At 64.6% G+C, this 9,992-nt stretch carries 12 protein-coding genes; 4 read left to right on the top strand and 8 right to left on the bottom strand.

Annotated elements, in window-relative coordinates:
- The 3 genes from H928_RS32960 to map form a co-directional block, all read left to right on the top strand.
- Nucleotides 1-306 (top strand): hypothetical protein (locus tag H928_RS32960; RefSeq protein ID WP_027011188.1); only part of this gene is annotated, 306 nt, incomplete at its 5' end.
- A gap of 38 nt (nucleotides 307-344) precedes the next feature.
- On the top strand, nucleotides 345-575 hold the full coding sequence (locus H928_RS0120550) for a ParD-like family protein (protein ID WP_021028183.1): 231 nt from the start codon (nucleotides 345-347) through the stop codon (nucleotides 573-575).
- Entirely contained in the window at nucleotides 572-1,366 is a 795-nt protein-coding gene (map, locus tag H928_RS0120545; protein ID WP_021028182.1) for a type I methionyl aminopeptidase, read from the top strand. The genes H928_RS0120550 and map overlap by 4 nt, the downstream gene beginning before the upstream one ends.
- 141 nt (nucleotides 1,367-1,507) lie before the next feature.
- On the opposite strand, the gene H928_RS0120540 is transcribed toward map, so the two are convergent.
- The gene (locus tag H928_RS0120540; RefSeq protein ID WP_158400597.1) at nucleotides 1,508-2,344 is read right to left on the bottom strand and encodes a DUF4261 domain-containing protein; all 837 of its coding nucleotides are present in this window, start codon (nucleotides 2,342-2,344) and stop codon (nucleotides 1,508-1,510) included.
- Nucleotides 2,345-2,456: 112 nt separating this feature from the next.
- Here H928_RS0120540 and H928_RS0120535 point away from each other — a divergent pair, with 112 nt between their 5' ends.
- Nucleotides 2,457-2,930: an RDD family protein gene (locus H928_RS0120535; RefSeq protein ID WP_027011187.1), complete on the top strand. Its 474-nt coding sequence runs from the start codon at nucleotides 2,457-2,459 to the stop codon at nucleotides 2,928-2,930.
- Between the two features lie 32 nt (nucleotides 2,931-2,962).
- On the opposite strand, the gene H928_RS0120530 is transcribed toward H928_RS0120535, so the two are convergent.
- From H928_RS0120530 to H928_RS33715, 7 genes are all read right to left on the bottom strand, one after another.
- The gene (locus H928_RS0120530; RefSeq protein WP_021028179.1) at nucleotides 2,963-4,108 is read right to left on the bottom strand and encodes a M20 family metallopeptidase; all 1,146 of its coding nucleotides are present in this window, start codon (nucleotides 4,106-4,108) and stop codon (nucleotides 2,963-2,965) included.
- A gap of 40 nt (nucleotides 4,109-4,148) precedes the next feature.
- The gene (locus H928_RS29010; protein ID WP_021028178.1) at nucleotides 4,149-5,027 is read right to left on the bottom strand and encodes a hydrolase; all 879 of its coding nucleotides are present in this window, start codon (nucleotides 5,025-5,027) and stop codon (nucleotides 4,149-4,151) included.
- Between the two features lie 31 nt (nucleotides 5,028-5,058).
- Nucleotides 5,059-6,063: an ABC transporter ATP-binding protein gene (locus H928_RS0120520; protein ID WP_021028177.1), complete on the bottom strand. Its 1,005-nt coding sequence runs from the start codon at nucleotides 6,061-6,063 to the stop codon at nucleotides 5,059-5,061.
- Nucleotides 6,060-7,037, bottom strand: a complete 978-nt coding sequence (locus H928_RS0120515) for an ABC transporter ATP-binding protein (RefSeq protein ID WP_021028176.1) — start codon at nucleotides 7,035-7,037, stop codon at nucleotides 6,060-6,062. The genes H928_RS0120520 and H928_RS0120515 overlap by 4 nt, the downstream gene beginning before the upstream one ends.
- A complete protein-coding gene (locus tag H928_RS0120510) occupies nucleotides 7,037-7,963 on the bottom strand; it encodes an ABC transporter permease (protein WP_021028175.1) in 927 nt (308 codons plus the stop codon). Before H928_RS0120510 ends, H928_RS0120515 begins: the two co-directional genes overlap by 1 nt.
- Nucleotides 7,963-8,937 (bottom strand): ABC transporter permease, encoded by a 975-nt coding sequence (locus H928_RS0120505; protein ID WP_021028174.1) that lies wholly within the window; start codon nucleotides 8,935-8,937, stop codon nucleotides 7,963-7,965. Before H928_RS0120505 ends, H928_RS0120510 begins: the two co-directional genes overlap by 1 nt.
- A gap of 178 nt (nucleotides 8,938-9,115) precedes the next feature.
- The coding region (locus tag H928_RS33715) for an ABC transporter substrate-binding protein (protein ID WP_043341321.1) at nucleotides 9,116-9,992 on the bottom strand (877 nt) is incomplete at its 5' end.

The following is a 9,992-nucleotide window of genomic DNA, read 5'->3' as shown; positions in this document are numbered from 1 at the left end:
CGCCAAGTGGCGCGCAGCGTCCGGCCCGTGGCCATGGCCGTGCGGGCCGTGGCCGGGTCCATCGCCATGGTGGCGTGGGCCCCGGCCGGGGCCGCCTTCTTCGCCCATATGGCGGCCACGGGGGCTGCAGAGGTGGTGGTGGTGATGAAAGTGGTGATGGGGATGTGGCATCTGTGTTCCTTTACTAAGATGCATCTAAGATATATCTTTCAATCGAAGATTTCAAGCTGGTTTTTTGTAAAGATATATCTTTACTGCCGATACCGACATCGCTACACGGATCGCGTAAAAACGAATAATATATAAAACATATACAATTCACATATGTTTTATAGAGGATAGCCATGGGCATCGTCAAAATTTCCGACCCTATGCATGAGAACCTGCGCATCGCTGGCGCGGCGCTCTCCCGTTCCATTAATGCGCAGGCCGAGCACTGGATGCGGGTGGGCATGCTTGCCGAGATGTACCCTGATCTAGACCACCGCGCGATCTGCCAGGTGCTGGTGCAGGCGGAGCTGGACGGCGGCCTGGATATCCATGCGCTGGTGGCCAAGGCAAGGATGGCGGCATGACGCAGAACATCACGCCTGTGCATACCGCCAGCGAGCTGGCCCTTGCGCGCCAGGCCGCGCGGCTGGCGGCCGAGGTGCTGGAGATGATTGCGCCCCATGTGGTGCCGGGGGTCAGCACCGCAGCGCTGGATGCCATTTTCCACGACTACATCGTGAACGTGCAAAAGGCGGTGCCGACCAATCTGGGTTACCAGGACTACCCCAAGACCATTCTCACCTCGGTGAACCATGTCGTCTGCCACGGCATTCCGTCCGAGGACCGGATTCTGAAAAAGGGAGATATCGTCAATATCGATGTGGCGGTCATCCAGGATGGCTGGTTTGGCGACACCAGCCGCATGTACTTTGTCGGCACGCCCAGCATTCTGGCCAAGCGCCTGGTCGAGACCACTTACGAGGCAATGCGCGCGGGGATTGCCCAGGTGCGGCCGGGCGCCACCTTGGGCGATATCGGCCATGCGATCGAGACGGTGGCCAAGGCGGCAGGCTTTGGCGTGGTGCGCGAGTTCTGCGGCCATGGCATTGGCCAGACCTACCATGATGCCCCCAATGTGCTGCACTACGGCAACCCGGGCGAGGGGCTGGTGCTGGAGGCCGGCATGCTGTTCACGATCGAGCCCATGCTCAATGCCGGCAAGCGCCAGGTCAAGACCTTGGCCGATGGCTGGACCGTCGTGACCCAGGACCATTCGCTGTCGGCGCAGTGGGAGCATATGGTGGCGGTGACGCCCGATGGCCATGAGGTGCTGACCACCTGGCCCCATGGCACCGGCAGCTACGCGCCGGTCTGAGAGTCGCTAACACAACCCTTGATACGTCGTTGCCGAGCCTTGTCGTACTACTGTACTGCCTGCGGCTCGGCGCCTAGTCGGGGACGCCTAGTCTCAACCGCAAACCTTCGGTTTGCTGGGTCGTCTTAGCGACTCTAAACTTCAGTCCGCTTGGTTGGCCCCCTCAGCGGGCCGTGGATCGATATCGACCACCAGCCGCTCGGGCTCGACCAGCGCATCGAGGTGCTTGCAGGCCCATTTGCTGTGGCCATCGATGCCGGCGACCGTATGGCCGTCGGCGATCACATCGCCGTGCTCGACCAGGTAGACGCTGGTATTGAACACAAAGCGTGAGACTTCGGCGGGGTCCATCTCGGAGAACAGCAGTTGCACATCAGGCACGCCAAAGGTGGCTCCGCCCAGGCTGTCCATCAGCATTTCGCCGGGGCGGTTGCTGATGTTGAAAAAGCGCACATTGACGACGCCGTAGTAAACAAAGCCTTCGGCATGGGCCTGCAGATAGCGCTGCGGGTTCAGCAGGCAGCCGGCATTGGTCTGGCTGATGGCAGTGACGCCCCCGTTCTCGATCAGCACATGCATGACCGCTTGCAGGATCTCCAGCCGCTCGGGCACTGACAGGCCCCGGCCCATGAATTCGCTCACCAACACGCAGTGCTGGCACTGGGCCAGCGCGCTTTCCTTTTCGGGCCAGTCCCAGGTCTGCTCCAGCGCGCTGGCGTAGTCGGTGGGGTCCATAGCCTCGCCTGCGCGAATGATGGCGACCTCGCTGGGCACGCCTTTTTTGTCGCTGTAGTCCACGCAGTAGTCGCGCAGCGCCAGCAAGATGGTGTCGCCATCTGCGACCAGGTCCACCGCCCCCAGGCGCTTGGCCAGTGCAGCGCGCAGGGTTTCGCCGTCCAGCATCGCGGGCTGGGCATACAGGGCCTCAAAGGCCCACATATCGGGGGCCATGCGGAGCTCGGGATTCGGTGGTGCCATGGTGCGCTCTCGGGCAGTGAAGATAGCCTGCATCTTGCCATGGCGCGCCCAGCTCTTGTCACTGCGGCTTTACCGGAGAGGCCTAAGATGGCGCCACTCAGTGGAGCAAAAAATGGATAACAGCGATCTGGAATATGTAGGCTTTTGGGCGCGCGTTGGTGCGGCCCTGATCGACACGGTGGTGTTGCTGGTCATCATCACGCCGGCCCTGGTGGCGATATACGGCTGGGAGTATTTCATGGCCGAAGGCCTGGTGCAGGGCCCCGCCGATGTGCTGATCAGCTGGGTGCTGCCAGCGGTCGCCTGCATCTGGCTGTGGCACAAGCTGCGGGCCACGCCAGGCAAGATGCTGATAGGGGCCGAGATCGTCGATGCCGAGACGGGAGAGGCAATGGGCCTGGGCCAATCTGTCGTCCGCTACCTCGGCTATTTTGTGTCCATCGTGCCGCTGTGCCTCGGCCTTATCTGGGTGGCGTTTGACCCGCGCAAGCAGGGCTGGCACGACAAGATTGCCGGCACCGTGGTGGTGCGCCGCAAGGGTGGGCGCACCCGGCCGGTTACTTTCAAGGACCAGCGGCTGGGTTAAGCCGGCCCGCATCTGGGGCCAGCCTGGGTGTCTTACTCCAGGTGGGTCAGCAGATGCAACCAGAAGCGCGCCCGCATCTCCAGGGTCGACACCAGGATATGCTCATACACCGTGTGGGCGCCGTCGCCATCGGCGCCCAGGCCGTCCAGCGATGGCACGCCCATGGCCGAGGTGAAGTTGGCATCGCTGCCGCCACCGGTGGGGGGGGCTTCTTCCAGCGCAAAGCCGGCCTCGCGGGCCGATTGCTGGGCCTTGGCCAGCAGCGCTTCGGCGCGGGCGTCCTTGACCATCGGTGGGCGGTTCACCTCGACATCGATATCGAGCGCCAGGCCCTCGCCCACAGGGCGCAGTGCGCGCATCTTGCCCACCAGCTCATCGGCGGCCTGCAGATCGGGCAGGCGGAAATCGACCACGCATTTGCAGAAGGCCGGCACGGTGTTGGTGGTGGTGCCGCCTTCGATGGTGCCCACGCTCACGGTCACGCCGCGTTGGTAGTCGGTCATCGCTTCCAGCGCCAGAATCTGGTGCGCCATTTCGCGGATCGCGCTGCGGCCCTTGTCATGGGCCACGCCAGCGTGCGATGCCAGGCCCTTGACGCCCAGGCGCAGCATGCCGGTGCCCTTGCGTGCGGTCACGCAGCGGCCGCCATTGGCGCGGGCCGGCTCGGCCACCAGGCAGTAGCGGGCATGGCGGGCAAAGGCCTCGATGTGCTTGCGCGATGCGTGGCTGCCGGTTTCTTCGTCGGGCACCACCAGCAGATCCACCGGCAGCGGCGTGCTGCCTGGCGTGGCCACGGCGCTCATGGCGGTCAGCGCCAGGTAGATGCCGGCCTTCATGTCGTAGCCGCCAGGTCCGTAGAGGCGGTCGCCTTCGATACGGATCGGGTTGTCGGCCAGCATGCCGATGGGGTGCACGGTGTCCGCGTGGCCCAGGATCAGCAGGCCTTCGCGGGTATCGCCCTCGGCGCGGTTCGTGATGTGCAGCACGGGCAGCACCGGGCCCAGGCCCTGCTTGCCTTCGGCCTGGGTCTCGATCACCGTGGCGCGCAGGCCAGCGGCTGCGGCCTGGGCGCGCATCATCTCGACCATGCGGGCGATCGAGGCGGGGTTGTTCGAGGGCGACTCGCAGCGCATCCATTCCGAGATGCCATCCACCAGTTGTTGCGTTGTTGCTTGCATCGTTGTTCCTTGGGTCTTGTCGAAAAGTGATAGAGCTTGGTCAGGCAGTGACGCGGCCAGCCCAGGGGGCCAGCCAGTCCGCATCGGGCATGCGCCCTTCAAACCATAGGTGGGCGCAGACATGGCTCATGGCCTCGCCATCATGGCCGATGCCTGCGACCTCATGCAGCTGCCAGGCCAGCGACAGCCCCAACCGTTCAGCGGCCTGCTGGCCCGCGGCATAGTAGTGGTGGGCGCGGGCAAAGCGGTGCGGGCCCTGGCGCAGCGCGGCGGGCTCGGCCGGCAGGTTCGGGTCCTGGGTGTCGGTGTCGCGGTCGCCCGCCAAAATGACCAGCGGGGTGCGCAGCAGCTGGGCCAGTGCGTCCTCGGTAAGGCCAATGCCCGCCAGCCCTTGCGGAAAGTCCTGCTGGGCATCGGGCAAGGTGTACCAGCCCGGGTTGCCCGCTGCCACGCCGGCAAAGCCGGCCGCGCCCAGGGTGCTGACCAGGCGGTGCACAAACTGGCCGCCGGCCGAATGGCCAAACAGGTAGAGCGGCTGCTGCTGCACCACCCCGGCATCGCGCAGCTGCTGGGCCAGGTTCATCACCGCCTGGTAGGCCCAGTAGTCACGCGGCTGCAGGTCGCCCGCTTCGCTCCAGACGCTGCCGTTGTTGTAGCTCTCCACCCCCGGCCAGTGCCCGTTGCCAAAGGTCGGCGCGATGATCTGCAGGCCATAGCGGTCAGCAGCGGGTATCCAGAAGTCGCGGTAGTCGTCGCCATTGCGCAGCACGCCATGCTGCACCAGCACCACCGGTGCATTGGCGGCCACGCCCTCGGGGCGGTAGCAGTTCAGTGTGATCGGCAGGTAGAGCGCGCCGTCACCGGCCTGCCAGTCGATGGCAAAACGGCCGTGCTGCTGGGTAAAACGTTGCCAGTCCATGCGGTGATTTCCTCTGTGCGCGTCCAACGGATCAGTCCAATAAATGGCAGGCGGTCACATGGCCGGCTGCGGTCTCGCGCAGGCGGGGCACCTCCTGCTTGCAGCGCTCCATTGCATGCGGGCAGCGCGGGTGGAAGGTGCAGCCCGGTGGCGGGTTCAGCGGCGAGGGGATCTCGCCCTTGATAGGGGTGAACACGCGCTTGCGCCGGCCCACATCGGGTACCTCGGCCAGCAGCGCCTGGGTGTAGGGGTGCTGGGCCTGGCCAAAGATCTCGGCCGTGGGCGCCATCTCCACGATCTTGCCCAGGTACATGATGGCCACCTTGTCGGAGATGTGGCGCACCACGCCCAGGTCATGGCTGATGAAGAGGTAGGTCAAGCCGCGCTGGGCGCGCAGGTCCATGAACAGGTTGATCACCTGGGCCTGGATGGACACATCAAGCGCGGCCACTGGCTCATCGCAGACCAGAAACTCCGGCGTCACCATCAGCGCGCGGGCAATGCCGATGCGCTGGCGCTGGCCGCCCGAGATCTGGTGCGGCAGGCGTGCGCGGTACTCGCTGGCCAGGCCCACTTCGGCCAGCGCGGCATCGACGCGGCCGGGCACCTCGGCTGCAGGGGCCAGCTTGTGCACATGCAGCGCTTCGCCCAGGATCTGGTGCAGCTTCTGGCGCGGGTTGAGCGAGGCCTGCGGGTCCTGGAACACCATTTGCACGCCCAGGGTGTAGGCGAGCTTGTCCTGGCTGCCCAGGCCACTCACATCCTGGCCCTTGTAGAGCAGCTGGCCTTCGGTCGCAGGGTGCAGGCCGGCCACCACGCGGCCCAAGGTGGATTTGCCGCAACCGGATTCGCCCACCAGGCCCAGCACCTCGCCCTTGGCGATCTGCAGGTTGACGCCGTTGACGGCATGCACGGTGCGCGTCTGCGCGGGCTGCCGGGCGACGGCGCCGACGATTTTCTGCAGCAGATCGGGCGCGCTGACAAAGCGCTTGTGCACATCGCGCAGTTCAATCACAGGGGTAGTCATCGCGGTCATGCGGCAGGTGCCTCCAGCGGTACAAAGCAGCGGAATGCGCGGCCGGGAATGGTAGTGACGGGGGGCTGCTCATCAACGCAACGCGGGGTGGCGCGGCCGCAGCGCGGCGCAAAGGCGCAGCCGGGCACGCGGCCCGAGAGGCTGGGCGCCATGCCATTGATCTGCGTAAGGCGCTCGCCTGGCGTGGCCTGGGCGGGCAGCGAATTGAGCAGGCCCTGGGTGTAGGGGTGGCGCGGGGCATCCAGCACCTCGGCGACGGTGCCGGTCTCGACAATGCGGCCGCCATACATCACGGCCACCCGATCGGCCAGCTCGGCGATCACGCCCAGGTCGTGCGTGATCCAGATCAGCGCCGTGCCCTGGGCTTGGCAGATCTGCTGCATGCGGTAGAGGATCTGGCCCTGGATGGTGACATCGAGCGCCGTCGTGGGCTCATCGCAGATGATCAGGTCGGGGCGGTTGAGCATTGCAATCGCAATCGCCACGCGCTGGCGCATGCCGCCCGAGAACTCATGCGGGTAGCTGCGCAGGCGCTTCTCCGGCGCAGGAATGCCGACCATCGCCAGCGCCTCCACACAGCGCTGCAAAGCCTGCGCCTTGGGCAGCTTTTGGTGCGCGTCGATGGCTTCGAGCATCTGCTCTTCGATGCGCAGCACCGGGTTGAGCGTCATCAGCGGATCCTGGAAGATCATCGCGATGCGGTCGCCGCGCAGCTTGCGCATGGACTCGGCTGATAGCTCGCGCAGGTCCTGGCCCTTGAACAGCACCCGGCCCTGGGTGACTTCACCGGGGGCATCGATCATGCCGAAGATGGAGAAGCCGGTGACCGACTTGCCCGAGCCGGATTCACCGACCAGGCCCAGAATTTCACCCGCCTCCAGGCGGATATCGATGTCGCTGACGGCGGGCCAGGCGCCCTCTTCGGTGTGGAACACCGTCTGCAGATCTTGTACTTCAAGCAAAGGGATAGTCATTACTTCCTCGGGTCCAGAGCTTCACGCAGGCGGTCGCCGATCAGGTTGATCGACAGGATCAGGGCCAGCAGCGCCAGGCCAGGGAACATGCTGATCCAGTAGTCACCCGACATCAGGTACTGAAAGCCGTTGGCAATCAGCAGACCCAGGGAGGGTTCGGTAATCGGCACACCCACGCCCAGGAAGGACAGCGTGGCTTCGAGCACGATGGCATTGGCGATCTGGATGGTGGCGAACACCATCACCGGGCCCATGCAATTGGGCAGCAGGTGGCGCGTCATGATGCGCCAGCCGGGGAAGCCCAGGTTCTTGGCCGCCTCGATGTATTCCTTCTTGCGTTCCTGCAGGGCACGGCCGCGCATGATGCGCGCGTAATGCGCCCACTGCACCAGCACGATGGCGATCACCACCTTGTCCACACCCCGGCCCAAAATGGCCAGCAGTACCAGCGCCACCAGGATGGTCGGAAAGCCGAGGATGAAGTCGACGATGCGCATCAGCACCGTATCGACCCAGCCGCCAAAATAGGCCGCAACCAGGCCCACCAGACTGCCGATGATGGTGGCCAGCACCACGGCGCTCAGGCCCACCATCAGGCTGATGCGCAGGCCATGCAGGATGGCCGAGAGCATGTCACGGCCCTGGTCGTCGGTGCCCAGCCAGTAGGTCATGCCCGACGCCGCTTCGGACATCGGCTTGAGGCGGCCGTCCATCAGGTCGAGCGCGCCCAGGTCATAGGGGTTTTGTGGCGACAGAAACGGCGCCAGCAGCACCACGGCCAGCAGCAGCACGAGCGCGATCACCGCGCCTTTGACAGACGGTTTGCTGCGCAGTTTCTTCAGAATGGCACGCCGCTGGGGCGTGTCTTGCAGGGGCTGGGCCCGCTTGCTGGGATCGATGGTCATCAGGGATTTATCGGGCTGCATCATGGGGCCTCCTGCAGCTGTACGCGCGGATCGAGCACCGCATAGGCCAGGTCCACCAAGAGGTTGATCATCACGAAGATGAAGGTGACCAGCATCACATAGGCCACCACCACCGGGCGGTCGAGCTTGTAGATGCTGTCAATCAAAAGCTTGCCCATGCCGGGCCAGGCGAACACGGTCTCGGTGATGGTCGAGTAGGCGATCAGGGTGCCGAACTCCATGCCGATCACGGTGACCACGGGGATCAGGATATTGCGCAGGATGTGGCGGGTCAGGATGCGGCGCTCGCTGATGCCCTTGGCGCGCGCGAACTTCACATACTCCTGGGTCTTGGCCTCCATCACGCCGGTGGCGGTCAGCCGCAGCACCAGCGCAATATTGCCCAGCGCCAGGTTGATGGCCGGCAGCATCACATGGCTCCAGCCATCGGCGGTGAACAGCGACAGCGGCACGCCCAGCACATTGACCGTGTCCCCCCGGCCCGACGAGGGCAGCCACTGCAGCCAGACGGCGAACATCAAGATCAGCATCATGCCCTGCCAGAAGTTGGGCAGCGAAAAGCCCAGCACCGAGCCGCCCATCAGGCCCCTGCCCAGCGGCTTGTCGTTGAACAGGCCAGCAATCAGGCCCAGCGGAATGCCGAGCAGGCAGGTCAGGCCAATGGCGACCACCACCAGCTCAAACGTGGCCGGAAAGCGCTGCACGATCAGCTCGATGGCAGGGATGCCATGCACAAAGGAGGTGCCCAGGTCGCCCTGGAAGGCGCGGGTCAGAAAACTCCAGTACTGCAGCCAGACCGGCAGGTCCAGCCCCAGGCGCTTGATCATGACCTGGCGGTCTGCATCGCTGGCCTCGGCGCTCACCAGCAGCTCAATGGGGTCTCCCACCGCGTAGACCGCCATGAACACCACCAGCGAGACCGCCAGCAGCACCAGAAAACTTTGCACCATGCGGCGCAGGATATAGACGATCACATTACGTCCTCAAAATTAGAATGCCATGCGCTGTCACCTGCATGGTTGCCGCCCTCTGTGGAGTCTGTTCATCGTGGGGCGTACAAAATCACAAAGCCCGCATGGCCCCACCACTGGAGCTGGATGCGGGCCATGCCAGGGACCGGGCCTGTTTGGCGCCCGGTGTGGCACCAGCTGTCTATTTCGGTTTGACCGACATGGCCAGCGTGTACTGGTCGCGTCGGCCTTCGTAGCTCAACCCTTTCTTGAATGCCCAGATGCTGCTCTCGAAGTGCAGCGGAATCAGCGGTACGTTGGCCAGCGCAATCTGCGTGGCCTGCTGGTAGGCGGCCTTGCGCGCGCTCGCATCCATCTGCGCCATCGCCGGCACAAACACCTCATCAAACGCGGGCAGGCTAAAGCCGCCGTAGTTGCTGGTGCCCAGGCCCTTGTCCTTGTCGGTGCTGGCCACCCAGTACTGGAACAGGCCCGAGGCCTCGCCGTTTTCCGACGGCCAGCCGCCCATCGCAAAGCTGAACTCGCGCTTGGCGCGCTTGGGGAAATAGATGGCTGCGGCCTGCGCATCCACCGTGGTCTTGATGCCGATGCGCGTCAGGTACTGGGCCACCGCCTGCGCGATCTGGCCGTCGTTGATGTAGCGGTCATTGGTGGTGGTCAGGGTCAGCTCAAAGCCTTGCGGGTAGCCGGCCTCGGCCAGCAGCTTCTTGGCGGCTTCGGGATCGAACTTGATCTCGGTGGGCTTGTCGAGGCTGCCGAACATGCCCGTGGGCATGTACTGGTTGGCGACGGTGGCCATGCCATCCATCAGCCGCTGCACGATGGCCTTGCGGTCAATGGCCATGTTGATGGCCTGGCGCACGCGCAAATCCTGCAGCGGGTTCTTGCCATCGGCGGCCTTGGCAAACGGGCTTTGCGCGCGGCCGGCGTCCGGCTGGAAGAAGATCAGGCGGGTGGAGGGCGTGGCTACAAAGTCGAGCTTGCTGTTGTCCTTGATGCGTGGCAGGTCGCGCGCAGCGGGGCTTTCGATGACATCGTAGTCCCCGGACATCAGCCCG

Source organism: Comamonas sp. B-9 (genome assembly GCF_000410635.1).
Lineage (GTDB): Bacteria > Pseudomonadota > Gammaproteobacteria > Burkholderiales > Burkholderiaceae_C > Comamonas.
The sequence above is the reverse complement of the archived record's forward strand: the minus strand, read 5'-3'. Positions and strand labels throughout refer to the sequence as shown.

What these genes read in the sequence shown, in the direction of transcription:
- H928_RS0120550 (WP_021028183.1), top strand. Translation starts at nt 345, where the DNA reads ATGGGCATCGTCAAAATTTCCGACCCTATGCATGAGAACCTGCGCATC.
- map (WP_021028182.1), top strand. Translation starts at nt 572, where the DNA reads ATGACGCAGAACATCACGCCTGTGCATACCGCCAGCGAGCTGGCCCTT.
- H928_RS0120540 (WP_158400597.1), bottom strand. Translation starts at nt 2,344, where the DNA reads ATGGCACCACCGAATCCCGAGCTCCGCATGGCCCCCGATATGTGGGCC.
- H928_RS0120535 (WP_027011187.1), top strand. Translation starts at nt 2,457, where the DNA reads ATGGATAACAGCGATCTGGAATATGTAGGCTTTTGGGCGCGCGTTGGT.
- H928_RS0120530 (WP_021028179.1), bottom strand. Translation starts at nt 4,108, where the DNA reads ATGCAAGCAACAACGCAACAACTGGTGGATGGCATCTCGGAATGGATG.
- H928_RS29010 (WP_021028178.1), bottom strand. Translation starts at nt 5,027, where the DNA reads ATGGACTGGCAACGTTTTACCCAGCAGCACGGCCGTTTTGCCATCGAC.
- H928_RS0120520 (WP_021028177.1), bottom strand. Translation starts at nt 6,063, where the DNA reads ATGACCGCGATGACTACCCCTGTGATTGAACTGCGCGATGTGCACAAG.
- H928_RS0120515 (WP_021028176.1), bottom strand. Translation starts at nt 7,037, where the DNA reads ATGACTATCCCTTTGCTTGAAGTACAAGATCTGCAGACGGTGTTCCAC.
- H928_RS0120510 (WP_021028175.1), bottom strand. Translation starts at nt 7,963, where the DNA reads ATGCAGCCCGATAAATCCCTGATGACCATCGATCCCAGCAAGCGGGCC.